Annotated in this window: 31 protein-coding genes; 16 read left to right on the forward strand and 15 right to left on the reverse strand. The window is 72.1% G+C overall.

Features of this window, described 5'->3' with window-relative positions:
- Positions 1-91: 91 nt before the first annotated feature.
- Positions 92-1,753: an ABC-F family ATP-binding cassette domain-containing protein gene (locus PWG71_RS11665; protein WP_274809698.1), complete on the forward strand. Its 1,662-nt coding sequence runs from the start codon at positions 92-94 to the stop codon at positions 1,751-1,753.
- 493 nt (positions 1,754-2,246) lie between these two features.
- Here PWG71_RS11665 and PWG71_RS11670 read toward each other — a convergent pair whose 3' ends face one another.
- Positions 2,247-3,668 (reverse strand): sugar porter family MFS transporter, encoded by a 1,422-nt coding sequence (locus PWG71_RS11670; protein WP_274809699.1) that lies wholly within the window; start codon positions 3,666-3,668, stop codon positions 2,247-2,249.
- 293 nt (positions 3,669-3,961) lie between these two features.
- Here PWG71_RS11670 and bioB point away from each other — a divergent pair, with 293 nt between their 5' ends.
- Entirely contained in the window at positions 3,962-5,023 is a 1,062-nt protein-coding gene (gene bioB / locus PWG71_RS11675; RefSeq protein ID WP_274809700.1) for a biotin synthase BioB, read from the forward strand.
- 49 nt (positions 5,024-5,072) lie between these two features.
- Here the strand turns inward: bioB and PWG71_RS11680 are convergent, their stop codons facing one another.
- Both PWG71_RS11680 and PWG71_RS11685 read right to left on the reverse strand, forming a co-directional pair.
- On the reverse strand, positions 5,073-5,354 hold the full coding sequence (locus PWG71_RS11680; protein WP_274809701.1) for a YiaA/YiaB family inner membrane protein: 282 nt from the start codon (positions 5,352-5,354) through the stop codon (positions 5,073-5,075).
- Between the two features lie 44 nt (positions 5,355-5,398).
- Entirely contained in the window at positions 5,399-6,538 is a 1,140-nt protein-coding gene (locus PWG71_RS11685; protein ID WP_274809702.1) for an NAD(P)/FAD-dependent oxidoreductase, read from the reverse strand.
- Positions 6,539-6,701: 163 nt separating this feature from the next.
- Here PWG71_RS11685 and ddaH point away from each other — a divergent pair, with 163 nt between their 5' ends.
- The 3 genes from ddaH to PWG71_RS11700 all read left to right on the forward strand — a co-directional run bounded on the left by ddaH (position 6,702) and on the right by PWG71_RS11700 (position 9,205).
- Positions 6,702-7,454, forward strand: a complete 753-nt coding sequence (ddaH, locus tag PWG71_RS11690) for a dimethylargininase (RefSeq protein WP_446725016.1) — start codon at positions 6,702-6,704, stop codon at positions 7,452-7,454.
- Between the two features lie 70 nt (positions 7,455-7,524).
- Positions 7,525-8,574: an NAD(P)/FAD-dependent oxidoreductase gene (locus PWG71_RS11695; protein WP_274809704.1), complete on the forward strand. Its 1,050-nt coding sequence runs from the start codon at positions 7,525-7,527 to the stop codon at positions 8,572-8,574.
- A gap of 10 nt (positions 8,575-8,584) precedes the next feature.
- Positions 8,585-9,205: a class I SAM-dependent methyltransferase gene (locus PWG71_RS11700; protein WP_274809705.1), complete on the forward strand. Its 621-nt coding sequence runs from the start codon at positions 8,585-8,587 to the stop codon at positions 9,203-9,205.
- Positions 9,206-9,248: 43 nt separating this feature from the next.
- Here the strand turns inward: PWG71_RS11700 and PWG71_RS11705 are convergent, their stop codons facing one another.
- The 3 genes from PWG71_RS11705 to PWG71_RS11715 form a co-directional block, all read right to left on the reverse strand.
- Complete coding sequence (locus tag PWG71_RS11705) at positions 9,249-10,409, reverse strand: epoxide hydrolase family protein (protein ID WP_274809706.1); 1,161 nt, start codon at positions 10,407-10,409, stop codon at positions 9,249-9,251.
- Positions 10,410-10,486: 77 nt separating this feature from the next.
- Positions 10,487-11,044, reverse strand: a complete 558-nt coding sequence (locus PWG71_RS11710; protein ID WP_274809707.1) for a Clp protease N-terminal domain-containing protein — start codon at positions 11,042-11,044, stop codon at positions 10,487-10,489.
- A 2-nt stretch (positions 11,045-11,046) separates the two neighbouring features.
- Positions 11,047-11,238 (reverse strand): hypothetical protein, encoded by a 192-nt coding sequence (locus PWG71_RS11715; RefSeq protein ID WP_274809708.1) that lies wholly within the window; start codon positions 11,236-11,238, stop codon positions 11,047-11,049.
- A 132-nt stretch (positions 11,239-11,370) separates the two neighbouring features.
- On the opposite strand from PWG71_RS11715, the gene PWG71_RS11720 reads away from it, so the two are divergent.
- The 3 genes from PWG71_RS11720 (at position 11,371) to PWG71_RS11730 (ending at position 14,308) form a co-directional block, all read left to right on the forward strand.
- Positions 11,371-11,778: a RidA family protein gene (locus PWG71_RS11720; RefSeq protein ID WP_274809709.1), complete on the forward strand. Its 408-nt coding sequence runs from the start codon at positions 11,371-11,373 to the stop codon at positions 11,776-11,778.
- 263 nt (positions 11,779-12,041) lie between these two features.
- On the forward strand, positions 12,042-13,034 hold the full coding sequence (locus PWG71_RS11725) for a helix-turn-helix transcriptional regulator (protein WP_274809710.1): 993 nt from the start codon (positions 12,042-12,044) through the stop codon (positions 13,032-13,034).
- Between the two features lie 374 nt (positions 13,035-13,408).
- Positions 13,409-14,308 carry a GNAT family N-acetyltransferase gene (locus tag PWG71_RS11730; RefSeq protein WP_274809711.1) on the forward strand — a complete coding sequence of 300 codons (900 nt, stop codon included), beginning with the start codon at positions 13,409-13,411 and terminating at the stop codon, positions 14,306-14,308.
- Here PWG71_RS11730 and PWG71_RS11735 read toward each other — a convergent pair.
- Positions 14,289-15,302, reverse strand: coding sequence for a Gfo/Idh/MocA family protein (locus tag PWG71_RS11735; protein ID WP_274809712.1), 1,014 nt, complete (start codon positions 15,300-15,302; stop codon positions 14,289-14,291). The genes PWG71_RS11730 and PWG71_RS11735 overlap by 20 nt on opposite strands.
- Positions 15,303-15,427: 125 nt before the next feature.
- On the opposite strand from PWG71_RS11735, the gene PWG71_RS11740 reads away from it, so the two are divergent.
- Entirely contained in the window at positions 15,428-15,811 is a 384-nt protein-coding gene (locus PWG71_RS11740) for a hypothetical protein (RefSeq protein ID WP_274809713.1), read from the forward strand.
- Positions 15,812-15,814: 3 nt separating this feature from the next.
- Here the strand turns inward: PWG71_RS11740 and PWG71_RS11745 are convergent, their stop codons facing one another.
- From PWG71_RS11745 to PWG71_RS11755, 3 genes are read right to left on the reverse strand one after another with little or no spacing between them, the layout of a single operon-like run.
- Positions 15,815-16,735, reverse strand: coding sequence for a DUF4097 family beta strand repeat-containing protein (locus PWG71_RS11745; RefSeq protein ID WP_274809714.1), 921 nt, complete (start codon positions 16,733-16,735; stop codon positions 15,815-15,817).
- A gap of 44 nt (positions 16,736-16,779) precedes the next feature.
- The gene (locus PWG71_RS11750; protein ID WP_274809715.1) at positions 16,780-17,490 is read right to left on the reverse strand and encodes a response regulator transcription factor; all 711 of its coding nucleotides are present in this window, start codon (positions 17,488-17,490) and stop codon (positions 16,780-16,782) included.
- Positions 17,487-18,887: a sensor histidine kinase gene (locus PWG71_RS11755; RefSeq protein WP_446725011.1), complete on the reverse strand. Its 1,401-nt coding sequence runs from the start codon at positions 18,885-18,887 to the stop codon at positions 17,487-17,489. The genes PWG71_RS11750 and PWG71_RS11755 overlap by 4 nt, the downstream gene beginning before the upstream one ends.
- A gap of 100 nt (positions 18,888-18,987) precedes the next feature.
- On the opposite strand from PWG71_RS11755, the gene PWG71_RS11760 reads away from it, so the two are divergent.
- Together PWG71_RS11760 and PWG71_RS11765 are read left to right on the forward strand one after the other, a co-directional pair.
- Positions 18,988-19,746, forward strand: coding sequence for a (2Fe-2S)-binding protein (locus PWG71_RS11760; protein WP_274809716.1), 759 nt, complete (start codon positions 18,988-18,990; stop codon positions 19,744-19,746).
- A 342-nt stretch (positions 19,747-20,088) separates the two neighbouring features.
- Positions 20,089-20,583 (forward strand): hypothetical protein, encoded by a 495-nt coding sequence (locus PWG71_RS11765; RefSeq protein ID WP_342455960.1) that lies wholly within the window; start codon positions 20,089-20,091, stop codon positions 20,581-20,583.
- Positions 20,584-20,622: 39 nt separating this feature from the next.
- Here the strand turns inward: PWG71_RS11765 and PWG71_RS11770 are convergent, their stop codons facing one another.
- The gene (locus PWG71_RS11770) at positions 20,623-21,108 is read right to left on the reverse strand and encodes a VOC family protein (RefSeq protein ID WP_274809717.1); all 486 of its coding nucleotides are present in this window, start codon (positions 21,106-21,108) and stop codon (positions 20,623-20,625) included.
- A gap of 158 nt (positions 21,109-21,266) precedes the next feature.
- Between PWG71_RS11770 and PWG71_RS11775 the strand changes: the two genes are divergently transcribed.
- Both PWG71_RS11775 and PWG71_RS11780 read left to right on the forward strand, forming a co-directional pair.
- Positions 21,267-21,701 (forward strand): helix-turn-helix domain-containing protein, encoded by a 435-nt coding sequence (locus PWG71_RS11775; protein WP_342455961.1) that lies wholly within the window; start codon positions 21,267-21,269, stop codon positions 21,699-21,701.
- 103 nt (positions 21,702-21,804) lie between these two features.
- Positions 21,805-22,602 carry a methyltransferase domain-containing protein gene (locus PWG71_RS11780; protein WP_274809718.1) on the forward strand — a complete coding sequence of 266 codons (798 nt, stop codon included), beginning with the start codon at positions 21,805-21,807 and terminating at the stop codon, positions 22,600-22,602.
- 28 nt (positions 22,603-22,630) lie between these two features.
- Here PWG71_RS11780 and PWG71_RS11785 read toward each other — a convergent pair whose 3' ends face one another.
- Positions 22,631-23,104, reverse strand: coding sequence for an RrF2 family transcriptional regulator (locus tag PWG71_RS11785; RefSeq protein WP_274809719.1), 474 nt, complete (start codon positions 23,102-23,104; stop codon positions 22,631-22,633).
- An 85-nt stretch (positions 23,105-23,189) separates the two neighbouring features.
- Between PWG71_RS11785 and PWG71_RS11790 the strand changes: the two genes are divergently transcribed.
- On the forward strand, positions 23,190-23,945 hold the full coding sequence (locus tag PWG71_RS11790) for an SDR family oxidoreductase (RefSeq protein WP_274809720.1): 756 nt from the start codon (positions 23,190-23,192) through the stop codon (positions 23,943-23,945).
- Here the strand turns inward: PWG71_RS11790 and PWG71_RS11795 are convergent.
- A complete protein-coding gene (locus PWG71_RS11795; RefSeq protein WP_274809721.1) occupies positions 23,930-24,355 on the reverse strand; it encodes an Appr-1-p processing protein in 426 nt (141 codons plus the stop codon). The two genes, PWG71_RS11790 and PWG71_RS11795, sit on opposite strands and share 16 nt — an antisense overlap.
- 79 nt (positions 24,356-24,434) lie before the next feature.
- On the opposite strand from PWG71_RS11795, the gene PWG71_RS11800 reads away from it, so the two are divergent.
- On the forward strand, positions 24,435-24,851 hold the full coding sequence (locus PWG71_RS11800; protein ID WP_274809722.1) for a MarR family winged helix-turn-helix transcriptional regulator: 417 nt from the start codon (positions 24,435-24,437) through the stop codon (positions 24,849-24,851).
- A gap of 1 nt (position 24,852) precedes the next feature.
- Here PWG71_RS11800 and PWG71_RS11805 read toward each other — a convergent pair whose 3' ends face one another.
- Together PWG71_RS11805 and PWG71_RS11810 are read right to left on the reverse strand one after the other, a co-directional pair.
- Positions 24,853-25,413 carry a GNAT family N-acetyltransferase gene (locus PWG71_RS11805; RefSeq protein WP_274809723.1) on the reverse strand — a complete coding sequence of 187 codons (561 nt, stop codon included), beginning with the start codon at positions 25,411-25,413 and terminating at the stop codon, positions 24,853-24,855.
- Between the two features lie 104 nt (positions 25,414-25,517).
- Entirely contained in the window at positions 25,518-26,165 is a 648-nt protein-coding gene (locus PWG71_RS11810) for a TetR/AcrR family transcriptional regulator (RefSeq protein WP_274809724.1), read from the reverse strand.
- Positions 26,166-26,233: 68 nt separating this feature from the next.
- On the opposite strand from PWG71_RS11810, the gene PWG71_RS11815 reads away from it, so the two are divergent.
- On the forward strand, positions 26,234-26,920 hold the full coding sequence (locus tag PWG71_RS11815) for a GAP family protein (RefSeq protein WP_274809725.1): 687 nt from the start codon (positions 26,234-26,236) through the stop codon (positions 26,918-26,920).
- The last annotated feature ends 11 nt before the right edge of the window (positions 26,921-26,931 follow it).

The following is a 26,931-nucleotide window of genomic DNA, read 5'->3' on the forward strand; positions in this document are numbered from 1 at the left end:
GGGACCCCTCTCACCGCTCCTTGTCGGCCCCGGCCGCGTGGTGCTCGCATACGAAGCCCTTGTCACTTCGCTTCCGTATTGCGAGAGAACCATGTCACAACCCACCGCCGCCGGTGTCTCCGTCGCGTGCTCCTCCCTGACCGTCGCCTGGGCCGACGGCACGACCGTGTTCGAGGACCTGTCCCTGACCGTGGGCCGAGGCCGTACGGGCCTGGTCGGAGCCAATGGTTCGGGCAAGTCCACCCTGCTCGGACTCCTGGCCGGGTCGAGGGCGCCCACGTCGGGGTCGGTGACCGTCCACGGACGCGTCGCCCACCTGCCGCAGAACATCACCCTGGACACCGACCTGCGCGTCGACCGGGTCCTGGGCATCGCCGACACCCGTGCGGCGCTCAAGGCCATCGAGGCCGGCGAGGTGTCCGAGGAGCACTTCGAAACGGTCGGTGACGACTGGGACGTCGAGGAGCGCGCCCTGGCCACCCTGGGCGCACTCGGTCTGGACGGCATCGAACTGGACCGCACCGTGGGCCAGATCTCCGGCGGTGAGGCGATCCTGCTGCGCCTGGCGGCCCTGCTGCTGGAACGCCCCGACGTCCTGCTGCTCGACGAGCCCACCAACAACCTCGACCTGTTCGCCCGACGCCGGTTGTACGACGCCGTCGACGGGTGGCGCTCGGGCACTCTGATCGTGGTCAGCCACGATCGCGACCTGTTGGAGCACGTGGACCGCATCGCCGAGCTGCGCTCGGGGTCGATCACCTGGTACGGGGGTGGTTGGTCGGCCTACCAGGAGGCGCTGGCGGTGCAGCGGGAGGCGGCCGAGCGCACCCTGCGGGCCGCCGACGCCGACGTCAGGCGGCAAAAACGCGAGTTGGAGGAGACCCGGACCAAGCTGGCCCGTCGACTGAGGCAGAACCGCAGGGTCCAGGCCCGGGGCGGTATCCCCAAGATCGTCGCCGGCAATCTCGAACGCCGGTCCCAGGAGTCGTCGGGCAGGCTCAAGGGGGTGCACGAGGAGCGCCTGGACGAGGCGCGCGAACGCCGGGAGGAGGCCGCCGACGCGGTTCGTGAGGACGCCGAGATCACGGTGGATCTACCGGAGACCGCCGTGCCCTCGGGGCGGGAGGTCCTCAGGGCCGAGGGTCTGACCCCGGTGCACGGGGTCCTGAGGGGTGCGGACCTGTGGGTGCGCGGTCCCGAGCGGATCGCCCTGGTGGGCCGCAACGGGGCGGGTAAGACCACCCTGTTGCGCACCCTGCTCGGGGAGTTGGAGCCGAGGGAGGGGCGGGCGCGGGTGTTCGTGCCCGCCCGGTTCCTGCCCCAGCGGCTGGACGTGCTGGACGACTCCCTGACCGTGGTGGAGAACGTCGAACGGTCGGCGCCGGGGGTGGAGGATCGGCGTATCCGCTCCCAGTTGGCCCGGTTCCTGTTCCGAGGGGCGCGCGCCGCCCAGGAGGTGGGGACCCTGTCGGGCGGCGAGCGGTTCCGGGCCACGCTGGCGGCGCTGCTGCTGGCCTCCCCCGCCCCGCAGTTGTTGGTGTTGGACGAGCCCACGAACAATCTGGACGTGTCCGGTGTCCGGAGGTTGACCGGTGCCCTGGAGTCCTACGAGGGCGCGCTGATGGTGGCCGGTCACGACCTGCCGTTCCTGGAGTCGATCGGTATCACGCGGTGGTTGTTCGTGGGCGAGGGGCTGGTCGAGACCACGGCCGAGGGGGTGCGCGCCCTGCTGGCGGGCGAGCCCTCGGAATGATCGCGGTGCCCGCCGCGCCCCGCCCGGGGCGCGGCGGTCCGGGTTCGCGCGTCCAGACGCCCCCGGGTACGTGGTCGCCGAGCACGATCCCGCCTCCGCTCTCGGGCCACGGCGGTTCGGCGTGGGCCACCCGGCCGTCGGCGTTCTCGTGGCGGGTGGTCACGACGAACCCGAGGACCTTCGTGCGGTGGTCGATGAGGGCGGCCGCGTCACGGGCCTGCGACGTGGCGTACAGACGCGGTCGGTCGATGTTCTCCTCGCTGTTCATGGGGCCACTGCGCGTCCTCGTCCGGGCCGCCGTCCTGTACGTTCCGGGAAGCCCGGGAAGCCCGGGTTCCGGGTGGCGGTCCGGCGGGGCGGGTGAACTCCCGGCTCGGGTGCCGCCGACCATCGGCCTCGCCCCGGGGGTGCCGCCCCGGGGTGCCACGGCGCACTCCCGGGCCCGCTCCGGCCCGTCCGTGTCCTCGACGCTGACAGAGCGGGCCCGCCCCGCTCAGCCGGTCATCTCCTCCAGCGTCTTGCCCTTGGTCTCCTTCACGAACCGCCAGACGAACAGCAACGACAGCAGGGCGAAGCCCGCGTAGATGAGGTAGGAGCCGCTCAGGCTCCAGTCGCGCAGGCTGGGGAAGCTGACGGTGATGAGCCAGTTGGCCAGCCACTGGGTGGCGGTGGCCACGCCCATCGCGGCGGCGCGGATCCGCAAGGGGAACATCTCGCCGAGCAGCACCCACACGACCACACCCCAGGACAGGGCGAAGAACAGCACGAAGGAGCTCGCCGCCGTCAACGCCACGGCCGCCCACACGAACGGCAGGATCACCTCGTCGCCCTCGACCACGGCGTTCCCGAACGCGTAGGAGGCGGTGGCCAGCGCGAGGGTCATGCCCACCGAGCCCACCAGCAGCAAGGGCTTGCGGCCGATCCGGTCCACCAGGGTGATGGCGATGACGGTGCCGACGATGTTGACGACCGAGGTGAACAGGCTCAACAGCAGCGAGTCGGTTTCGGCGATGCCCACCGACTGCCACAGCGAACTGGAGTAGTAGAAGATGACGTTGATGCCCACGAGCTGTTGGAACGCCGACAGGGCCATGCCGATCCACACGATCGGCAACAGCAGGTAGGGGCCGCGCAGATCACTCAGCTTGGGCCGTACCTCCGAGCCCAGGGCCTGGCGGATCTCCCCGATGCGCCGTTCGATGCGTTCGGCGCCGCCGCCCTCCACATCGGACAGGATGGCCCGGGCCCTGTCCACCTGTCCCACCCGCACCAGGTAGCGGGGGGATTCGGGGATGAGCAGGCTGAGCAGCAGGTAGATCGTGGCGGGCAGCACCTCCATGCCGAGCATCCACTGCCAGGCCTGGACGGGGCCGAGCATGTTCTGGGAGCTGCCGTCGGCGATCTGGGCGATGCCGTAGTTGACCAGCTGTGAGCAGGCGATGCCCAGCACGATCGCCAGCTGTTGCAGCGATCCCAGCCTGCCCCGGTAGGCGGCCGGTGAGACCTCGGCGATGTAGGTGGGGGCGATGACCGAGGCCATGCCGATGGCGACGCCGCCGACGATGCGCCAGGCGGTCAGGTCCCACACGCTGAACGGCAGGGCCGAGCCGATGGCGCTGATCGCGAACAGCGCACCGGCGACCTGCATGACCCGGATGCGCCCGTGGCGGTCGGCCAGGTAACCGGCGGTGGCCGCGCCCAGCACACAGCCGAGCAGGGCCGAGGCGATGGTGAAGCCCAGGACCGCCGAGTTGACCTCGAACCTGGCCTGGATGGCGTCGACGGCGCCGTTGATGACGGCGCTGTCGTACCCGAACAGGAAACCGCCCATGGCGGCGGCCATCGCGATCATCGTCACGTGGACGATGTTCGCCTCCCCGCTCTCCCCTGTTGTCCCCTTGCCGACACTGCTCACGCCCGCTCCCCCCGATGACCGACCTTCCCAGAGTGCACCCGACGCGACCGTGCGTCACGGCCCCGGTACCCGACGCTGGGGCAAAGATGCCCAACGATGCCCGTTGTTTGGGACGTTCGGGGGAAGCCCGTGGTCGACGGGCGGGGGCGGGTCGTCGAGCGCCGCGGACTCCGACTCCCTGTACATCATCGGATACCGTCCGAAAACGGTCGTGCCCTTACAAGAGTCGGGCGGTGTTTTTGGCGGGTCCGGTGGATGCGCCGCACCGGGTCGGCCCTTCAGGATCGTATTCCGTGACGATCTACCAGCCTTTGGCCGACAAGGCCCTGCGCCGTGAGACCCCCACCCGCGACGAGTTGCGCGCCGTCCTGAGCGGATCCGACGACGACCTGATGGATCTGGTCGCGGCGGCCTTCCGGGTACGACTGCGGTACTTCGGCCGCCGCGTCAAACTCAACTATCTGGTCAACATGAAGAGCGGCCTGTGCCCGGAGGACTGCTTCTACTGCTCGCAGCGGCTCGGCTCGGAGGCCGAGATCGTCAAGTACACCTGGCTCAAGCCCGATCAGACCCGTGAGGTCGTCGATCAGGGGGTCAGGGCCGGTGCCAGTCGTGTGTGCCTGGTGGCGTCCGGGCGCGGCCCCACCGACCGCGACGTGGACCGGCTGGCCCCCACCATCGAGGGCATCAAGAAGGAGCACCCGGGGGTGGAGGTGTGCGCCTGTCTGGGGTTGTTGTCGCGGGGGCAGGCCGAACGGTTGCGCGAGGCGGGTGTGGACGCCTACAACCACAACCTCAACACGTCGGAGGAACGGTACGCCGACATCTGCACCACCCATGAGTTCGCCGACCGGGTCGACACGGTGGAACAGGCCAAGCACGCCGGTCTGTCGCCGTGCTCGGGGCTGATCGCGGGGATGCGCGAGAGCGACGACGATCTCATCGACGCCCTGTTCGCGCTGCGGGAACTGGGGCCGGACTCGGTGCCGGTCAACTTCCTCATGCCGTTCGAGGGCACCCCCTTGGAGGGCACCTGGGAGCTGACCCCGCAGCGGTGTCTGCGCATCCTGGCGGCGGCCCGGTTCGTGTTCCCCGACGTGGAGGTGCGGCTGGCCGGGGGTCGGGAGATCCACCTGCGCACGCTGCAACCGTTGGCGCTGCACATCGTCAACTCGTTGTTCCTGGGCGACTACCTCACCAGTGAGGGGCAGGCCGGCAAGGCCGACCTGGAGATGATCGCCGACGCGGGGTTCGAGGTGCAGGGCGCGGGCGAGCCCACCCTGCCGCGCGAACGCCACGACCTGTTGCGTCCGCGCCGCCGGGGCGCCGGAACCGCTCTTCCGCCCAACGCCTGATCCGCGGCCCCGCCACCGCCCTGGCACACGCGGTGGCGGGGGGCGGGGTTCACCGCTGCTGGGGGACCTGTTCGGCGCCGTTCCACTGCTGGTACTGCTGGGCGGCCTCGGCGGCGGCCTGGTCCTCCTGGCGGTCGCGCACGCACTTGGCGAGTGTGAAGGTGGCGGTGACGACGTACAGCAGGCCCATGCCCAGGAACGCGCGGATCCACAGGTCGACGGGCAGGAAGACGATGCCCACGCCCAGGCCCAGGGAGGCGGCGGCGAAGGAGATCATCGACTGGAGGTAGAACTGGGGGCTGGACCTGGGGGTGGGGGCGAAGAGGTTCATGTGCCCATGATCGTCCGGGCCGGTGGGGGTGCGCCTGAGTACGCCTACTCAACCTTCTCCGCAGGTCGTGCCCCTCCGCCGGGGCGGTCGGGGCGAAAGGCGGTGAGGTCCTCCTCGGTGGCCCGTCCCATGGCCAGGCGGGCCGCGACGAGTCCCTGGTAGGGGCCCAGGGACAGGCCGTCCCCGCCCAGGCCGGTGGCCACGATGATCCCGGGCAGCCGCTCGATCGGCCCCAGGAGTTGGCGGCCGTCGTGGGTGCCGGGGCGAAGACCGACGCGGGTCTCCACCACCGTGGCCTGGGCCAGGCCCGGCATCAGGTCCAGGGCGGTGGCGAGGTTGTCGGCCAGCCCCTTGGCGGTGACGCGGCACTCGAACCCGGCCTCGGGTTCGCGGGTGCCTGCGGTGACGACCCGGTCGGGGCCGAAGGAGACGACGTGGTGGTCGTGTTCGCCGAAACGCACCACGGGCCAGGCGCGGGTGTCGGTCCCCGGGAGCGCGAAGTGGGTGATCTGGCCGCGCACGGGGAACACCGGCGCCCTCACCCCGACCGCCGACAGCAGCCGCCCCGACCAGGCGCCGGCCGCGACGACGACCACGGGGGCCTCCAGGTCCTCGCCGCCCACGCGCACCCCGTTCACCCGGTGGCCGTTCCACAGCAGGTGGGCGTCGCCCTTGCGGTAGCGCAGGCCGCGTTCCTCGGCGGCGTTGAACAGGGCGGTGCGCAGCACCCGGCCGTGGACGCGGGCCATGCCCTCGATGTACACGCCGCCGTAGGAGGCGGGCAGCAGGGGGAGGTGTTCGCGCGGCTCCCCGGGGGCCAGCCGCTCCACCCGGCCCATGCCCTCGTATCCGGGCAGGTCGGCCAGGGCGCGTACGAGTTCGTAGCCGGCGTCGTCGCCCTCCAGGTCCACCGACATGCCGCCGACCCGTTCGTACCCGGTGGCCTGGCCGTCGTCGGTCAGTTCCTCGATGAGGGCGGGCAGGTGACCGGCGGCGCGTCGTTTGAAGTCCTGGACGGCCGGGTCCTCCCAGGGGAAGGGCCAGGGGAAGACGACGCCCTGGCCGGCGTCGGTGGCCCGACCGGTGTGGGAGGAGTCCACCAGGGCGGTGGAGACGCCCTTCCGGGCCAGGTGGAACGCCGTGGCGGTCCCCACGATGCCGCCGCCGACCACGATCACGTCCATGTGCTCCACCCTGCCGTGCGACGGATCCCGGAACAAGTCGAAGGACCCGCGTGCCACGCCGCGGTCCGGGGTATGCAGCGGCGATAGGTTGTGCGGTCGACGAGGAGCGCACCCATCCCCTGGAGGACATGATTTGAACGCGTACACGCACGGTGTCGCCCTGATGCGGCGTCCCGGACCCGACCTGGCGCAGGGCATCGTCACCCACATCGACCGGGTCGAGGTCGATCCGGTGTTGGCGTCCCGCCAGTACACGATCTACCAGGAGACGCTGGCCTCGGCCGGGTGGAGGGTCTACGAGGTGGATCCGGCGCCCGAGCACCCCGACGCGGTGTTCGTGGAGGACCCGGTGGTGGTGTTCGAGGACCTGGCGGTGCTCACCCGGTCGGGGGCGCCGGAGCGGCGCGGCGAGGTGGACGGGGTGGAGGCCGCGGTGCGGCGGCTGGGGTTGCGGGTGGCGCGGATCGAGGCGCCCGGCGTCCTGGACGGCGGCGACGTGTTGCAGGTGGGCGCGACCGTGTACGTGGGGGTGGGCGGGCGCACCGACGAGACGGGGGCCGCCCAGTTGGAGCAGTTGCTCAAACCGCTGGGCCGGGAGGTGCGGCGGGTGCCGTTGGGCGGGGCGCTGCATTTGAAGTCGGCGGTGACGGCGCTGCCGGACGGGACGGTCATCGGGCTGGCGGAGCTGGTGGACGCCTCGGCGCTGCCGCCGATCCGTCGCCCGGCGGAGGCGGAGGGGGCGCACGTGTTGCCGTTGGGCGGGCGTGACGTGCTCATCAGCGCGGCCGCGCACGACACCGTTCACGAGCTGGCCGGGCAGGGATGGCGGGTGCTGCCGGTGGACATCTCCGAGTTCGAGAAGTTGGAGGCGTGCGTGACCTGCCTGAGCGTGCTGATCCCCGACCGGGAGCTGTGAGCGGATCACGCCCCACCTCCACTTTTGCCGATGCGGCAAAGAATTTTGTGGTTTTCGTTGCCCGGGCCGCATGCTGGTCGCGGAGGTGATCGAGGTGACGGATCGATGGAACGCCACCCATGACGTGGTGGTCATCGGCGGCGGAGCGGCCGGGCTGAGCGGGGCGGTGGCCCTGGCCCGTTCGCGGCGCTCGGTGGTGGTCGTGGACGCGGGTGCGCCGCGCAACGCCCCGGCCGAAGGGGTGCACGTGCTGCTGGGCCGGGAGGGCATCGCCCCCGGTGCGCTGCTGGAGCTGGGCCGTGAGGAGTTGCGCGGCTACGGCGGGGAGGTGATCTCCGGTGAGGTCACCGGTGCCGTCCGCGACGGAGACGGGTTCGCGGTGACGCTGGCCGACGGGCGCGTCCTGCGGGCCCGTCGGCTGCTGGTGACCACCGGTCTGGCGGATGAGTTCCCCGACGTGGCCGGTCTGCGGGAGCGGTGGGGACGGGACGTGCTCCACTGCCCCTACTGCCACGGGTGGGAGGTGCGCGATCGGCGTATCGGCGTGCTGTCCACCGGGCCGATGTCGGTGCACCAGGCGCTGCTGATGCGCCAGTTGAGCGAGGACGTGGTGTTCTTCGCCCACACCGCGCCGGAGATCGGCGCCGAGGACCGCGAACGGTTGGCCGCGCGCGGCATCGAGGTGGTCGAGGGCGAGGTCGTGGCCGTGGACTCGGCCGAGGACCGCCTCACCGGGGTGCGGCTGGCCGACGGCCGGGTGGTGGAACGTGAGGCGGTGGCCATCGCCACCCGCATGGTGGCGCGCGCCGGGTTCCTGGCCGAGTTGGGCCTGGTGGTGCGGGAGCATCCGATGGGTGTGGGCGAGCACGTGCACACCGAGTTCGGCGGCCGTACCGAGGTGCCGGGGGTGTGGGCGGCGGGCAACGTCACCGATCTGGTCGCCCAGGTCGGCGCCGCGGCCGCGGCGGGCACGATGGCGGGTGCGCAGATCAACGGCGACCTGGTCATGGAGGAGGCCGATCGGGCGGTCGCCGGGGCGCGTGCCGGGGCGGGGTTCTCGGCCGAGGCCGAGGCCGAGGCGCACGTGATGGTGGCGGGCGAGCGCCGCCACGGACTGTGAGGGGGATCCGGTGGCGGAGACGTTCGACCGGGAGTACTGGGAGGACCGCTACCGGGGGCACGATCACGGCAAGGGCGGACACCCGAACCCGCGACTGGTGGCCGAGGTCGCCGACCTGACCCCGGGCACCGCCTTGGACGCGGGAGCCGGTACCGGCGCCGACGCCCGGTGGTTGGCCGCGCGGGGGTGGACGGTGACGGCGGTGGACATCTCCCGGGCGGCCTTGGACGCGGCGCGCGAGCGGGCCGGGGACCTGGAGCCGGGGGCGGCGGAACGGATCACGTGGGTGCGCGCCGACCTGACCGAGGAGATCCCCGGTGGGGGCGGGTTCGACCTGGTGAGCAGTCATTACGTGCATCCCACCGGTGGGTACCGGGCGTTCTTCGACCGGTTGGCGTCGGCGGTGGCGCCGGGCGGCACGCTGCTCATCGTCGGACACGACCCGGCCGAGGCGCACGGTCACGCCGGGTCGCTGTCGGAGTCGCACGTGAGCGCGAAGGAGATCGCCTCCGGGCTCGACCCCGGGGTGTGGGAGGTCGTGGTGGCGGAGTCGCGGCGGCGCGAGGTCGAGCGCGGTGGCCGCCGGGCCACGATGCACGACGCGGTGCTGCGCGCCCGAAGGCGGGGGTGAGGCGCGCCCGCCGTGTCCCGGCCGGGGCACGGCGGGCGGGGCGTCAGCGCAGGTCGGAGAAGAAGGCGCGCACGTCCGCCAGGAGGAGTTCGGGCTCCTCCATGGCGGCGAAGTGCCCGCCCCGGTCCTCGACGTCGGTCCAGCGCACGATGGTGTTCTCCGACTCGCAGTAGCGGCGGATGCCCACGTCGTGGGCGAACACGAGGACGGCGGTGGGCACGCCCGAGTTCTCGTCGACCTCGCCCCAGCCCGTCTCACCGGCGTAGCCGACGTAGGCCGCCGAGGACGCGGTGCCGGTCAGCCAGTACAGCATGACGTTGGTGAGCAGCCGGTCCCGGTCGATGATCTCCTCGGGGAGGGTGGGCCGGGGGTGGGTCCACTCGCGGAACTTGTCCATGATCCAGGCCAGTTGGGCGAGCGGGGAGTCGGTCAGCCCGTAGCCCAGGGTCTGGGGGCGGGTGCCCTGGATGGCGATGTAGCCGAACTCCTCGGTCATGAACGCGCCGATGCGGGCGATCCGGTCGCGTTCGAGGTCGGTGAGGGAGGCCAGTTCCTCCTCGGAGATGTCCTCGGGGGGCATGCCCAGACCCCCGTTGACGTGTACGCCCACCACCCGGTCGGGGGCCGCGCGGGCGACGTCGGGCGAGACGGACGCGCCGATGTCGCCGCCTTGGACGCCGAAGCGTTCGTAGCCGAGCCGGTCCATCAGCTCCGCCCAGGCGCGGGCGACGCGCTTGACGTTCCAGCCGGTGTCGGAGACGGGTCCGGAGAACCCGAAGCCGGGCAGGGAGGGGATGACGACGTGGAAGGCGTCGGCGGGGTCGCCGCCGTGGGAGCGGGGGTCGGTGAGGGGGCCGACGAGGTCGAGGAACTCCACCACCGAGCCGGGCCAGCCGTGGGTGAGGAGCAGCGGCAGCGCGCCGGGTTCGGGTGAGCGCACGTGCAGGAAGTGGATGTTCTGGCCGTCGATCTCGGTGGTGAACTGCGGGAGGGCGTTGAGTTCCTTCTCCGCCTCACGCCAGTCGTAACCGTGTCGCCAGTGTTCGGCCAGTTCGCGCAGCCAGGTGGTGGGGACACCGGTGTCCCAGTCGTCGCCGGGGAGGGGGGCGGGCCATCGGGCGGCGTCGAGCCGGGCGTGGAGGTCCTCGATCTGCTCCTGGGGGATCTCGATGCGGAAGGGGCGGATCGCCGCGCTGTTCGTCATGATCAGAACAGTAGGAACAGTGGAGGACGGTTTCTGTCCTCCACTGTTCCTTCGTTGGGTTTTCGCGAAGGATCCGGTCAGGCGGCTTCGTCGAGGAGTTCGCCGGTGCGGCGGCGGGCCTGGTCGTAGGTGAGGCCGTGCTCGGCGAGCACCGTGGCGGCGGGTTCGGGCGGGCCTTGGCGCAGCAGTGCCAGCAGCAGGTGGGCGGTGTCGATGGTGCGGTGTCCCGCGGCGATGGTCTCGCGCAGGGACAGCTCCAGGGCCTTCCTGGCCTTGGGGTCGAAGGGGCTGCCCAGGAGGCCGCGCCTGCGCGGGACGGCCGGTTCGGCGGGCGGGGCCAGGGCCTCGGGGCCGAAGGCGGCCTCCATGCGGCGGAACAGGGCGTCGGTGTCGATGCCGACGGCCTGGAGGGCGCGGAGTTCGCGGTCGGTGAGTCCGGCTGGGCCGGTGGGGGCGTCCTCCAGCATGTCGGGGGTGATCCCGGCCTCGGTGAGGATGCGGGCGGCGGTCCCCTCCGAGCGGGCCAGGGTGATCAGCAGGTGGCGGGGGCCGACCTTGGCGTCACCGTGGTCGGCGGCGGTGGTGATGGCCTCGCTGACGACGGTGCGGGCGGTGCGGCTGAAGCGTTCGAACACGGTTACTCCCGGTGGGCGTGCTTCTGGTGAACGGCCTGGCGGGTGACGCCCAGGTGGTCGGCGATCTCCTGCCAGGAGCGACCCTGTTCGCGGGCGGTGCGCACGTGCAGGGACTCCAGGTGGTCGGCGAGCTTGCGCAGCGCGGCGACGGCGATCAGGCCGGTGGCCGGGTCGACCGGCGTTCCCTCTTTCATGGTGTCAATTTAGCTTGACGGACTTTTCGTGTCAATTGAAATTGACGCGCTCTGCCGTGGGGAGAACCGCGAACCGTCACGCGCGCCTGGGCGTTGGAGGGGAAGGAAGCGATCGCGAACCCCGGGAGACCCATGACCGCCGTACGTCTCGTCCGCAGCCGGACCCTCACCGAACACGTCGACTACGCCTACGCGGCCACCGTCACCGGCCCCCTGCGGGCGGTGTGGACCGCCGGCGCCTGCCCCCTCGACGAGAAGGGCGCCACCGTCGCCGTCGGCGACGTCGCCGGGCAGGCCGAACGGGTCATGCGCAACCTGCGCACGGCCCTGGCCGACGCCGGAGCCGACCTCACCGACATCGTCAAGACCACCGTGTACGTCGCCTCCCCCCGCCAGGAGGACCTGGTGGCCGCGTGGGAGGTCGTGCGCGCCCACATGGGCGGACACGACGCCCCGAGCACCCTGCTCGGCGTGGCCGCGCTGGGTTACGACGACCAGCTCGTGGAGGTGGAGGCCGTCGCCGTGACGGCCGCGCCGTGACCCCGGAGCCGTGACCCCGCACCGGAGCGCCGGGGCAGCCGCGGGCCCGGAGCGCGTTCACACGCGCCCGGGTCGCGCACCGTGGGGAGCGGAAACGGCGCACGCCGCCGTGTCGATGAACACCCGCCCGACGACCGCGCGAGGCCGCCTCCCGCGGCTCGCCCACGTCGCGTGCGGACGGTGTCGGCCCGGGGCCACCGTGCTGCTCCCCCACCGTCGATGGCGGACACCATCTGTCCTGGAGTCCTGACAGACTGCGGCGTATGACGACCACCACGTCCTCACGACTGCTCCGGCTGCTGTCCCTGCTCCAGATGCGCAAGGACTGGCCCGGCGCCGAACTCGCCGACCGCCTGGAGGTGAGCGCCCGCACCGTGCGCCGCGACGTGGACCGGCTGCGCGAACTCGGATACCCGATCCAGGCCACCATGGGCATCGGCGGCGGCTACCAGCTGGGCGCGGGCGCGGCCCTGCCGCCGCTGCTGCTGGACGACGACGAGGCCGTCGCCGTCGCGGTGGGGTTGCGCACCGCCGCCCAGGGCGGGGTGTCGGGCATCGAGGAGACCTCGGTGCGCGCCCTGGCCAAGCTCCTCCAGGTGCTGCCCTCGCGGTTGCGGCGCCGGGTGGACGCCCTGGGCACCTTCACCGTGCCCATGCCCGGCAGGGGGCCCACGGTGGAGGCCGACGTGCTGGCCCTGGTCGCGGGTGCCTGCCGTGACGGCGAACGGCTGCGCTTCGACTACGAACGCCACGACGGCACGACCTCGCGGCGGGTCACCGAACCCCATCGGCTGGTCTCCCGGGGGCGGCTCTGGTACCTGATGGCCTGGGACAACGAGCGCGACGACTGGCGGACCTTCCGGGTCGACCGGATGCGCCCGCTCACCCCCACGGGGCCGCGGGTGCCCCCGCGCGACCCGCCCGAGCAGGGGGTGGCCGCCTACATGGCCGAGCGGATGAACCTCCACATGTGGACCGAGCGCGCCCGGGTGCGCCTGTTCATCGGCGCACGGGAGGCGGTCGAGCGCGGCATCGCCGAGTACGCCCGGGTGGAGCCCGTCGACGACTCCTCCTGCGTGGTCGAGGTCGCGAGCGATTCACTGATGGTCATGGCCTGCTACCTGGCCATGTACGACGTGGAGATGCGCGTGGAGGAACCCGGGGAACTGCGCGAGGAGATGCGGACCCTGGCCGCCCGCCTCCAACGTGCCGCCGACGGCGGCGACCGGCGTCTCGGACGTTCCGATACCCGGTGAGGTCGACGTCCACGGGACGGGGGAGAGCGACCTTCGACCGGTGGCGGTGCAGCCCGGCGGAGGGGTACCGCTTCGTCGCGGGGTCGATTTCGTCATGGAAGCCCTAGGGACCCACGAGGACGAGGGACCCGTCGATCGGTTCGGCGCGGGGGCGGTTCGGGCGGTCGGTCCGGGTCCGCCGCCCCGCGTCCGCCGGGCGCGGGGATGAGCCGGTCCGGTACCGACCACGCGCACAGGTCCCACCCACCGATCGTCGAAGGTCTCCCTTGAGGGCACTTTTTCGGGGCGTTGAGGAGAAGTCCGAGCGAGCACACCCCAAAGTCACTACTGTGTGGATTTACATGATCTCCTAGAGTGACGAAAGTGGGTTGTGCGTGCTCACCCGGGACCGGATCCACAGCCAGACACCCGCCCCAGACCCCGCGCCGACGGTCCGAGACCTGTGTCCCGGCTACCGGATCGCCCGCTGGGACTCCCCGGCCGATCTGTCGGCCGACCGGCGCGACCGTCTGCACCTGATCCTGCGCGGCCTGGCGGCACGCGCCTTCGGCGCCGACCACTCCTCCTACTGGCGCACCCGCATCGACGGCGGGTTCTTCGACCGCGTCAGCACCCTGGCCCTCGTCCTGGACGAGGACGACGTCCCCGTGGGCTGGGGCGGCTACCACCGGCTCCACCTGGCCGGACGTCCCGTCGTGTACCTGGACGCCACCGGGGTGGTGCCCGCCCACCGGCGGACCGGCCTCACCTCGGCGCTGATGACCCACTTCCTGACCCGGGAGATCCGTCACCGGCCCCTGCGCGGCGTGGACGTGGTCCTGCGCACCCGCCACCCCGCCGTCTACGCCGGATGGCTGCACAACCTCGGACCCCAGCGGGTCTTCCCCAACACGCGCCGGCCCCTCCCCGCTCGGGTCCGGCGCATCGCCGCCGAGGCCGCCGACTGGCTCGGCGACGGCCCCGGCCTGGACCCCGACACCCTGGTGGTGCGCGACGCCTACCGGATGTTCGAGGGCGACGTCTACGGGGTGCGACCGCGCAGCGGGCACGGCGACATCGACGACCTCTTCGCCCACCGGATCGGACCCAAGGACGCCCTCATGGTGGTGGCGCACCTGAACGCCGCCGCGTTGGCGCGTTGTGCCCTGGCCCGGGCCGCCCGCTCCCGGGTGCGGCGCCTGCCCGCCCTGGGCGGGCGGCCACGGCGCGGTGAACGCATCGCGGCCCCCGCCCCGGGGGAGGCCGCCGTTCTGCTCACAAGGGCACGGCCTTGACGGTGGGGGCGCTGTAGACCAGCCCGCCCATGTCGCGCACCCTGTCCGTGAGCGCCGCCAGGCGCAGGCTCTCGTCCCAGGGCATGTCCGGGCTCTGCGACAGCCCCGCCGCGACGCACCGGGCGACCTCCTCCGCCTCGTACTCGTAACCGTTGGCGCGGAAGGGGCGGTGGAACGTCTCCGGTTCGCGGCCCTCGCGGTGCAGGACCAGATCGGTGGCCGCCCAGAACAGGGGGAGTTCGACCCGCCCCTCCGTCCCGGCCAGCACCGCCCGATCCGGGAGGGCGGTCAGTGAAGCGCACGACAGGGTGGCCGTCGCCCCCTGTTCACCGCGCACCAGCATCGTGGTGTGGGTGTCCACCATGTGGTCCGGTGACAGCCGACGGGTGGCCCCCACCAGGGTCAACTCCCCCAGGTACCACGAGGCGAGCATCAGCGGGTACACGCCCAGGTCCAACAGCGCGCCGCCGCCCAGGTCGGCGTTGAACAGCCGGTGGTCGGGGTCGTAGGGGGCGTTGACGCCGAACTCGGCGGAGATCTGTCGCAGTTCGCCGATCGCGCCGTCGGCGATCAGCTCCCGGGCCAGACGGTGGGCGGGCAGGAAGCGCGTCCACATCGCCTCCATGAGGAACACGCCGTTGTCGTCGGCGGCCGCCGTCATCTCCGACACCTGGAAGGCGTTCATCGCCATCGGCTTCTCCACCAGCACGTGCTTGCCCGCGTTCAGGCACAGCAGGGCGTGCGGATGGTGCCAGGGGTGGGGGCTGGCCACGTACACCACGTCGACCTCGGGGTCGGCGGCCAGGTCCGTGTAGGACCCGTGCGCGCGAGGGATCCCCCACGCGGTGGCGAACTCCTGGGAGCGCTCCCGGGTGCGTGAGCCCACCGCCGTGACCCGTGCCGTCGGGGTGGCCCGCAGGCCTTCCATGAAGGAGTGCGCGATACCGCCCGTGCCGAGCACGCCCCAGCGCAGTGCGCCGTTGTCATCTGTCATGGGAACATCCTAAAAAACCGGTCATCTCCGGGTCGAGCGGGGGCAGGTCCTCGGTTTCGGGGCGCGGGGCCCGTACGGTGTCCCCTAGGGCGGGAGAGGGACCCGTCCGCAGATCGGAGGGGGACATGGCGGAGACGCTCGCACACAGGCTCGGGGTCCGTCCCGGCGACCGGTTGCTCGTCCTCAACGCCCCCGAGCGGTACCTGCGGCTGTTGGAGCCGCCGCCCGACCTCCAGATCGACCTGGGGCCCATCGAGGGCGCCGGGTACGCCTCCGTGCACCTGTTCGCGCTGGACCGGGGGACGGTGGACCGCGAGGTCCACCCGATCCTGAAGACCCTGCCGCCCACCACCCTGGTGTGGGTGTGCCATCCCCGGCGCGGCGGCACCATCATCACCGACCTGGGCCCCGACAAGGGGTGGGACGTGCTGACCGACGAGGGGTGGCGCCCCACCGACCAGGTGCCGATCGACTCGGACTGGACGGCGTTGCGCTTCGTCCGCGGATGAACCTCAACCGCTCCGGACGGTCACCCCGCCGCTGATCGTGTCCACCTGGACGCGCGGACCGGAGGCGGAGGCGTCCACCCCGATGTCGCGGCCGCCCGACACGGAGGATCCGGTGACGTCGTAGGCGCCCTCGGGTACCCGGACGTCGACGGAGCCGCTGGTGGACTCCACCGCCAGCGTCTCGAACCGGGTGTCGGTGGACACGTCGATCCCCCCGGAGGTCGTGGAGACCTCGGCGGTGGTGAACCCGTCCCCCACGCTCACGGATCCGCTGACGGACTCGGCCTCCACCGTTTCGGCGTCGAACCCGGACACGTCGATCCTCCCGGAGACGGAGACGGCGCTCAGCCGCTCGCCCGTGCCGGTGGCGACGATGCTCCCGCTGACGGTCTCCAGGTCCGCTGACCCGGTGATCCCCTCGACCTCCACCCGGCCGGAGAGGGTCTCCGCCCGGACGTCGCCGTCGATGCCGGTGGCGACGATCATTCCGCGATGGTTCTGTACCTCCACCGACACCCCGGCGGGCACCGCGATGTCGTAATCGACCGCGCAGTCGCCCACGAACCACAGGCCCGAGCATTCGGCGTCGATCGTCAGCTCCCCGCCGTCGAGTTCGATCTCGTCGTCGGGTTCGTTGAACGGGGTGCCGCGCAGGCTCCGGTCCACCCGCACCTCCGGGGCGTCGGTGCCGGACAGCCGCACCTCTCCGCCGGTCTCGTTCTCGATGACCACCCGTTCGGGGGCCGCGAAGGAGTCACCGCGTTCGCCGCGGTTCAGACCCACGTTGCCCAGGGCGGAGAACACGGTCACCACGACCAGGACCACGACCAGGGCGCCGCCCAGCAGGAGCCACGGCCCGGTGCGGAACCCGCTGCCGGGTTCCTTGCTCGACGAGGCGTACAGGCCCCGTGCCTTGAATGTCACTTCTTCCTCCTCTTCGGGGACTTTCGCCCCCTCACGGTCGTCGGTCAGGGCCGGTCGTGGTCGCGCAGATAGCGCAGGACCGCCTGTACCCTGCGGTGATCGTGGTCGTCCTGACCCAGGTCGAGCTTGGTGAAGATGGACCGGATGTGCTTTTCCACCGCGCGCTCGGTGACGGTCAACCGCACGGCGATGCCCGCGTTGTTGAGCCCTTGGGCCATCACCTCCAGGACCTCGGTCTCCCTGGGCGTGAGCCGGTCCAGGGCGTTGCCCCGGTGCCCGCTGAGCAGTTGCGACACCACCTCGGGGTCGATCGCGGCGCCGCCGCCCGCCACGCGCCGCAGCACGGTCAGGAACTCGTCGATGTCGGCGACCCGGTCCTTGAGCAGGTAGCCCACCCGGGTGATGTCGCGGCCGCCGAACAGTTCGGCGGCGTAGCGGCTCACCACGTGCTGGGACAGCAGCAGCACCGCCACGTCCGGGTGTTCCTCGCGGATGCGGATCCCCGCCTTGATGCCCTCCTCGGAGAAGGTGGGCGGCATGCGGATGTCCACCAGGCACAGGTCCACCTCGGGGTGGTCCAGGATCGCCCCCATCAGGGCGTCGGCGTCACCGACCTCGGCCAGGACCTCCACCCCGGCGTCCTCCAACAGCCGGGTCATGCCGCTGCGCAGCAGCACCGAGTCCTCGGCGATGATGACCCGGGGTTCCTTCTCCGGGGCGGTTCCCGTTCGGTGACCGTAGAACACGGTGCTCATGCCTCCCAGGGGATGTCGGCGGTCAGGACGGTGCCCGCGCCCTGCGGGCTGTGCACGGTCAGGGTGCCGTCGACCGCGTCCACGCGGTCCCACAGGCCGTACAGGCCGGTGCCCGATTCGGGGTCGGCCCCGCCCGATCCGTCGTCGGTGACGATGACGCGCAGCAGGTCCCCGCCGTGACGGGCGGGTCGGGCGAGGCGGTGGACCGCCACGGTGGCCCTGGCCGCGTCGGCGTGCTTGGTCACGTTGGTCAGCGCCTCGCACACCACGTAGTAGGCGACGCCCTCGGCGCGCGGCGAAGGGCGTTCGGGCAGGTCCACCTCGACCCGCACCGGGACGGGTGAGCGCCCCGCGGCCACCGGCAGGGCGGCGGGCAGTCCGTGGTCGGTGAGCACCCTCGGGTGCAGTCCCCGCGCCACCTGGCGCAGCTCGTCCATGACCTCACGTGACTCGCGCTGGGCCTCGGTGATCAGGTCCAACGCGGCGTCGGGGTCGGTGCCCACCCGGGCGCGGGCCCGGGTGAGGGTCATGGTCAGGGCGAGCAGGCGTTGCTGCGCGCCGTCGTGCAGGTCGCGTTCGATGCGCCGCCGTTCGGCCTCGGCGGCGTCCACCATGCGCAGCCGGCTGTCCTGGACGTGGGAGAGGCGTCGCCGGATGCGCATCTCGGGGGCGTCGAACAGCAGCACCCGGTGCACGAGCACCTCGGTGGCCACGACGTACGGGGCCAGGCGCACACCGACCACGGCGATCAGCGGTCCGACCAGCACCTGGACCAGCGGCGAGGACAGGTCGTCGGGCTGGCCCTGGACGAGGATGAACACGATCCCGACCAGGGCGCCGACCGCGAAGGCTCCGCCGCACACCACCATGATCACCACGAGACCGCCGAACAGCAGCCCGTGCAGTCCGGCGGCGGTGGAGTACACGACCATGGACCAGGCGTCGCGTCCGAACACGAACCGCGCCAGGCGCGACCAGCGCCCTTCGGGGGCCAGCGGGTCGGGTGCCCCGGCCTCCACGAGCCCGAAGACCGCGCCCAGCCGGTGGCGCTGCACCCGGCAGGTCGCCCGCGCCAGCAGGGTCGCGCAGGCGGGCAGCACCACCAGGAGCAGGACCGCCTCGACGAGGAAGTCCAGTGGGCTCTCCGCGGCCGGTGAGGGCGACCAGGGGCGGGCGATGACGAGTCCCACCCAGGAGGCCGCGATGATCATCATGAACGCGGGCACCAGCTGGAGCGGCGCCAACGCGAACGAGGTCATCAGGTAGGCGATCTCGACCGCGCGTGCGCGCCAGGGCGGGCCGTCGGCCACTACGGTGACACGCGGAAGTCCGGCGAGCACGGCGGGAGGTCCGTCGGTGCCGTGTTCTTCGGAGAGTGGTGGGCTGTGACCGGTCACGTATCCCAATCTAGGTTCGCGGACGTGGACGGGACGATGTCATCAGCACGTGGACCCGAAGTGGTGGTGGCACTACCGCCACCGGTGAGGAGGGGCGAGGGTGGACTCCGCGCGGATCGAGGTGGTGCCGGTCCTGGCCGACATCGGCCGGGTCAACACGTTGTTCGCCGTGGAGACGGAGCCGCCCGGGCCGGGGTGGCGGCCGTTGGGTGATGCCGGCCCCGGCACGTTGGCGACGGAGGTGGACCGGGTCCGGGCGACCCTGGCCGGGTTCGCCGGTGTCCCCGTCGAGGCGGTGGAGTGGCGGGTGGGGGCGTCGATCTTCCAGCAGGGGTTGGCCACCCGGCTGTCGTCGCCGGTGTTGGCGGCGGCCCTGTGCCACGGGGCGGCGCTACGGGTGGAGGCGTTCCACTGGGACCCGGCCCGGCGGGGCCCGGTGGCGCTGCGCACCCGGCAGCGGTGGGCCGAGCGCATGGGCACCGGCCCCGCCGAGGCCGCCGGCCACCTCGTCACGACCGTTCTGGAAGGGGTGCTGGAGCCGGTCGCGGCGGGGTTGGCCGAAGTGGGGCGGGTGGCGCCGGGGTTGTTGCGGGGCAACACCGCCTCGGCCCTGGCCGGTGCGGCGCGTTCGCTGGGTCTGGACCGGCCGGGGGTGCGCGCGGCCGCCGAGGAGGTGGTCCGTCTGGTGGGAGCGCGTCCCCCGCTGGTCGGCACCGGGTCCTACGGCGGCCTCGACGCGCAAGGGGCGGCGGTGTTCCGGCGTACCACCTGTTGCCTGTACTACCGGGTGCCCGGGTCGGGGTACTGCGGTGACTGCGCGCTGACCGCCCCCGGACGCGGGCGGGCGGACCGGCCGTGACCGCCACCGACCCCGGGGCCCCGGTCGGCTGGTGGGGAGAACCGGGTGACATCGGGGTGGGGACGCGCGATCCTGCCCTGATGGTCACTCCCGCGCTCCCCCCGCTCCACCGTGACTGCGATTTCAACGGTCCGCTCTCGGACGCCCACGCCGCCCGGCTCATCCGCACCCTGGGTCCCCCGCACGGGAAACGGATCGTCGACGTGGGGTGCGGGTGGGCCGAACCGTTGTTGCGCGCCCTGGAGGGCGAGCCGACCGCCACCGGGTTCGGCGTCGACCTGGGCGAGGAGGCGATCGCCCACGGCCGGGCCAACGCCGAGGAGCGGGGGGCTGGACGGACGGGTGGAATCGGTGGTCGGCGACGCGGGCGCCTGGTCGGGCGCCGGTGCCGACATCGTGTTCGACATCGGGTCCACCCATGTCTGGGGAGGCGAGCCGGCGGCGCACACCACCAACGCCTTGGAGGCACTGTCCGACCTGCTCGAACCGGGCGGCCGGCTGCTGTTCGGGGAGTGCTTCTGGACCCGCGAGCCCACCGACGCCGAGCCGGCCGCCATGTACGACACCCCGCGCGATCAGTACCGGACGATGCGCGGCCTGGTGGACCTGGCCCTGTCGTACGGGTTCCGGCTGCGGGCGCTGTCGCAGGCGTCCCTGGAGGAGTGGGACGACTTCGAGGACCGGCACGCCCGGGGCTGGGAGGACTGGCTGCTGGAGAACCCCGACTCCCCCGACGCCGACGAGATCCGCGCCCGCGCCGACCGGCACCGGGTCGCCCGGGTCGACGGTCGGCGCGAGGTCATGGGCATGGCCCGTCCGACCCTGATCCGGGTGTGAGCGCCGTGGCCGGAGGGTGTCCCCCGGCCACGGGCCCTCTCAGCCCTGGTCGGCGGCGCGGCGGACCTCGGCCAGGTCGATGCGCCGCATCTTGAGCATCGCCTGCATGGCGCGCTGCGCCCGCTCGGGGTCGGGGTCGGTGAGCAGGCCGTTGAGCTCGTGCGGGAAGACCTGCCAGGAGAACCCGTAGCGGTCCTTGAGCCACCCGCACTGGCCCTCCTGTCCGCCGTCCGCCTGGAGGGCGTACCAGTAGCGGTCGGACTCCTCCTGGTCGTCGCAGGTGACCTGGAGGGAGAACGCCTCGGAGAAGGTGAACTCCGGGCCGCCGTTGAGGGCGGTGATCTGCTGGCCCTGGATCTCGAAGTCGATGGTGAGGACCATGTCGGCGGGCCGGTGGGCGCCGGGGCCGTAGCGGGTGACGTTGAGGACGCGCGCGTCGTCGAAGACGCCGACGTAGAAGTTCGCGGCCTCCTCGGCCTGGGTGTCGAACCACAGGCAGGGGGTGATCTTGTTCAGGCGGGTCATGGTGTCGTTCCCTTCGGTGCGGGGTGTTCCGTCTCCCGTACCGACTCGGCGCCCGGTGCGGACTCATCGCGTTCGGCGGGGTTTTCTTCGACGGATCTTCGGAGCTGCGCCGTCATCCCGTATCCTTCCCCGCCAGAAGGGGGATCGGGTGATCTCCGGTGACGAAGGGGTGGTTCGTGGAGCAGTTGTACTACTCGGTGGAGCAGGTGGCCGACCTGTTGGGCCTGCACGTGAAGACCGTGCGCGGCTACATCCGCGATGGGCGGCTGTCGGCGACGCGCATCGGCAAGCAGTACCGGATCCGCCGCGAGGACCTGGAGGAGTTCGGCGGCGGTCCGGTGGGTCCTGCGGAGCCGGAGGGGCCGCCGTCGGTGGAGGTCTCCACGGTGGTGCGGCTGGAGGGGGTGGACCGGGAGTTGGCGGATCGGGTGACGACGTTGGTGACCGTGGCGGCCGCCGGCCCTCCCGAGGGGCGGGCGCGGTTGCACGTGCAGGCGGTCCACGATCCGGGGGGGCGGAGTCTACGGTTGGTGATCCTGGGGGACGCGGCGGGCACGGCCGCCCTGCTCGACCTGGTGGGGAGGCTCACGTGAACCCCTTGTCTCATATGTTGATATTTTAATCTCATATAAAGAGACGCCGGGTGTAGGATCGAGGCATCGCGATGAGGCGGACTCCCCCCACGGAAGGGCGATCATGACGCGCTACACCCACGGCCAGCACCCCTCGGTCACCGACTCCTACCGGTGGCGCAACGCCGCCAACTCGGCCGCCTACGCCCTGGCCGAGATGACGCCCGGCCGCTCCCTGCTGGACATCGGCTGCGGCCCGGGCACCATCACCGCCGACCTGGCCGCGCGCGTGGCCCCGGGGCGGGTCGTGGCCCTGGACTCCTCCGCCGAGGCGGTCGACCTGGCCCGTGCCACCGCCGAGAAGGAGGGGGTGGAGGGCGTCGAGTTCCGGGTCGGCGACGTCCACGAGCTGGACCTGCCCGACGCCTCCTTCGACGTCGTGCACGCCCACCAGGTGTTGCAGCACGTCGCCGACCCGGTCCGGGCCCTGTCCGAGATGCGCAGGGTGACCGCGCCCGGCGGGGTGGTGGCCGCCTGCGACAGCGACTACGCGGGCATGTACTGGTACCCCCGCGCGCCCGAGCTGGACGCCTGGATGGACCTGTACCAACGGGTGGCCCGCCACAACGGCGGAGAACCCGACGCCGGTCGGCGCATGGTCGCCTGGGCGCGCGCCGCCGGCTTCACCGACGTCACCTATCTCGCCGAGGCGTGGAGCCACTCCTCGCCCGAGCGCCGCGCCTGGTGGGGCGGGATGTGGTCGCGTCGCATCCTGGAGTCGGACCTGGCCCGCCAGGCCCTGGCGGAGGGACACGCCACCCGCGAGGAGCTGGAGCGGATCTCGGCCGGGTGGGCCGCCTGGAGCGAGGACCCCGAAGGGGTGTTCGTCGTCCCGCGCGGCGCGATCCTGTGCCGGGTCTGAGGCCCGGCCCCTCCGCTCCGGTCCGTCCTCACCGTGCCGCGGCCAGGCGGGAACGGGTACGGGCCGGAGCGGCCGACGGCAGGGTGGCGACGACGTCGGCGAGCGTGGTCCCGGCCAGGTTGCGGCGCCACGCCTCGTGCGCCTCGGCCATCTTGCGCGCCAGCACGCAGGCCTCCTCGCATTCCTCGGGCGGGAGCGCCCCCACCCCTTGCCTGCGGATCTCCGCGCAGCGGTAGGGCGACGAGGCGCCGTCGACCGCCTCGACGATCTGGAGCAGGTCGATCGCCTCGGCGGGGCGCGCGAGCCGGAATCCGCCCCGCGGCCCCGTCGTCGCGCTCAGTACGCCGGCCTTGACCAGCGCCTTCAGCTGCTTGGCGAGGTAGGGCGCGGGAAGGTCGTAGTACAGGGACAGTTGCGCCGTCGACGCCGTGTCCCCGGGGTCGAGCTGGGCCAACGTCGTGGCGCAGTGCAGGACCCATTCGGTGCTCGCGGGAAGCCTCATCCCGACAGCCTATCGGAGATATTGTGGATCTTTTAAGTCCACGATATGGTCCCTTCCGTCGACCACGAACGAAAGGAAGCGCACCATGCGCGTCGCCGTAGCCGGGGCCACCGGCAACACGGGCTCCCTCACCGTCGCCGCACTACGGCGGAACGGTCACGAGGTCGTCGGGATCAGCCGCTCCCTCGGTGTGGACCTCGACACCGGGGAAGGGCTCGACGCCGCACTCGAAGGGGTCGAGGCGGTCGTCGACACCACCAACGTGCCGGCCGCCGATCGCGACGGTTCGGTGGCGCGCTTCGCCGCTCTCACCGGAAACCTGCTCGCCGCCGAGGCTCGCGCCGGGGTGCGCCACCACGTCCTGCTCTCGATCGTGGGGATCCACCGGGTCGAGGGCAACGCCCACTACGCCGGCAAACGGGAGCAGGAACGGCTGGTGGAGGGCGGCCCGGTACCGTGGACGATCGTGCCGTCCACCCAGTTCCACGACTTCGCGGCGATGGTGGCCGGTTGGAGCGAGCGGGACGGCGTCGCCGCCATCGCCCCGCTGCTGGTGCGGCCGATCGCGCCCGGGGACGTGGCGGAGATCCTCGCCGGGGTCGCGGTGGGGGGACCGCGCGGGCGCCACGCCGATATCGCCGGGCCCGACACCCAGGACCTGGTCGACATGGCCAGGCGCACCCATGAGGCCCAGGGCCGTCAGGTACGCCTGGTACCCACCTGGTCCGGGGTGTTCGGCACGTCGATGGCGGGCGAGGTGCTGCTGCCCGGCGAGGGGGCGCACATCGCGCCGACGACCTTCGACGCGTGGCTGGCCGACGTGGCTCAGTCCACGTCGTAGACGGTCACGGCGACGCCCCGGGAGAGCAGGCCGTCCCGGACGAGGGGTTCGATCCGCTCCCACCTGCCGCCGGCGAGGCCGCAGCCGATGCGGGGCATGTGCACGGTGGCGCCCAGGTCGAGGGCGTGGTCGGCCAGGGTGCGCAGGCAGGCGGCGATCGCCTCGTAGCGCACGGGCGGTCCGCCGCTGCCGCGCTTGGTGCCGTGCTGGCCGATCATGTTCGCCACCCAGGTGTCGGGTCGCACCCTCGCCAGGCGTACGGCGCCCAGGGCGAAGTCGTTGCGGGCCCGCTCGCGATGCCAGACGCGGTAGTCGCGCTCGGGTTCGGGCCACCGCCTGGAGAGGGCCAGTACGAAACCCTTGCCCCAGCCGCCGCGGATGATCCGCAAAGCGGTGGGGGTGTCGGACATGACGCCGAGGCTAGCGGGCGGGTAGGACATGCCCTGAGGGGCGGCGGATCCACGCCGCGCGAACGACCAAGGGGAGAACATGTCCGACCTGCCCATCGGCTACTGGCTCAAGCACCTGGACCGCCTCATCGAGAACGACTTCGACCGGACCCTGGCCTCGGAATCGCTGGGGCGACGCCACTGGCAGGTGCTCCATTCCCTGCACGAGGAACCCGGGACCCTGGCCGACCTGGACCGCAGGCTCGCCGCTTTCCTGGACGAGGACGAGGCGAGCACGGCCCCCGCGGTGGACGAGCTGCGCCGGCGCGGTTGGGTGGAGGGTCTGGTGGCACTGGACCTCACCCCCGACGGCCGGACCGCGCACGAGGCGCTGTTCGTCAAGGTCGGCCGGGCGCGCGAGCGGATCTCGCGCGGGATCGGCGCCGAGGAGTACCGGGCGGCCGTCGACGTCCTGGAGCGGATGTCGGCCAACCTGGAGGCCGGCGACGACGCCTGATTCAGGCGGGCAGCTCGCGGGTGAGCTCGACGAAGGACAGGTCGTCGCGGCGGGGCAGCCCGAACACCTCGTCCCCGTAGGGGAAGCGCTCGGTGCGGCCGGTGTTGGTGTAGCCGCGCCGCTCGTACCAGGCGATCAGTTCGGGGCGCTGCTTGAGCACCTTCATCCGCATGAGGCGGCAGCCCCACTCCTGGGCGGCGGTGCGCTCGGCCTCGGCCAGGACGCGCCGGCCCAGGCCTCCGCCCTGGATCTCGGGGCGCACCGAGAACATCCCGAAGTAGGCGCCGTTGACCCCGCGCTGCAACTCACAGCAGGCCACGATGCGTCCGGCGGCCTCGGCGACCAGGACGATGGTGTTGGTGCGCTCCAACAGTTCGGCCATGCCCTCGGGGTCGACCCGTTGGCCGTCGAGCAGGTGGGCCTCGGTGGTCCAGCCCTTGCCGGAGGCGTCCCCCCGGTAGCAGGAGTTGACCAGGTCGACCAGCACGGGCACGTCGGCCCGCTCGGCGTGGCGGTAGGTCGGCTCCGACCAGGCCTTCTCCTCGGTGCTCTCCGTGGTCACCCGCGCCTCCCCTGTGATGGTCCTGCTCTCTGGGCCCCACAGTAGCGACCTTCGTGGGGTACTCGGAAACCGGATCCCGAGGACGAAGGGTGAACGATCGGCTCTCAGGTGATGTTCCGGCCGTTCTCTCCCGCGCGGTGTCCGGCCGCCTCGACCACCCGGGCCAGGAAGGCGCGCAACCGGTGGCGGCAGTCCTGGGCGTCGGTCATGCCCGGGGTGACCATCAGCTGGAGGGCGAGCCCGTCCACGATGGTGTGCAGGTGGGAGGACCACTCCTCCACCCACGGGTCGTCATGGGGACGCTCGGGATCGCCGACGTCGGCCCAGGTCAGGGCCGAGACCAGGCGGCGGTACAGGCCGCGCTGCTGCTGCCAGCGGCGATCCCGGTCACGGTCGTGCTCCTTGAGGATTCCGGCCGACTCCCAGGCGCGGTACTCGGCCCGGCGGACGTCGTCCAGGGGCAGGAGCTGCTCGGCGTAGACGGCCACCCGCTCCAGCAGGGGCAGGTCGGGGTCCAGGAGTGCGTTCAGGCCGGAGATGCGTTCCACGGCCCGGGCCTCGGAGAGGTCCATCGCGAACAGCAGGAGTTCCTCGCGGGTGGGGAAGTAGTGGCGCAGCGCCCCCGGTGACCACCCGGCCTCGGCCGCGACGGAGCGGATGGACACCCCTGCGGGACCCTCGGCGGCGACGATCCGCCACAGGGCGTCGGCCAGTTCGCGGCGGCGTTGCTCGTGATCGACGATCTTCGGCACACCCCTTTTCTAGCGCACCCGTGCTATTTTGTTTTCGCACACCCGTGATAAAAAAGGAGCCCCTCCCCGTGCCACCCTTGGACGTTCTGCTTCCGGTCGCCGGACTGGCACTGCTGGACACCCTCAGCCCCGCCGTCATCGGCGTCTCCCTTTACGTGCTGCTCGGCGGATCGAACCCGGTGGCCCGACCCCTGTTCGTCTACCTGGGCACCGTCGCCGGGTTCTATTTCGCCCTGGGCTGCGCGCTCATGCTCGGCCTCGGTCTCGCCCTGGACGGTGTCGGTGATCTGATCGACTCCGCCACCCTGGGCCGGGTGATGGTGGTGCTGGGCGGCGCGGCGCTCGGGTACTCGCTCTTCATGTCCACCGAGCCCCGACCCCGGCGCCCCACGTCCCTGCGCACCGGGGCGATGGTCGCCCTGGGATTGGGAACCGGCCTGCTGGAGGGCGGCACGGCCATCCCCTACTTCGGCGCGATCGGCATCATGACCACCGCCGGCCTCTCCCCCGTCGCCTGGGTGCCGACGCTGGCCGCCTACAACGTGGTCATGGTGCTGCCGCCGATCCTGCTCTACCTGGCCCACCGGACCCACGGCGAACGGCTGCGCCCCCGCTTGGAGAAGTGGCGGGCCAAGGTCGAGTCCGGCGGGCGCGCGGCGCTTCCCTGGATGGTGGGCATCGTCGGTCTCCTGGTCCTGCGCCACGGACTCTGGCTCACCGGCGTCCTGGATGGGCTCGTGGTGTCCCTCGACTGAGCCCGACCCGC

The organism is Nocardiopsis sp. N85 (assembly GCF_028882275.1).
Lineage (GTDB): Bacteria > Actinomycetota > Actinomycetes > Streptosporangiales > Streptosporangiaceae > Nocardiopsis > Nocardiopsis lambiniae.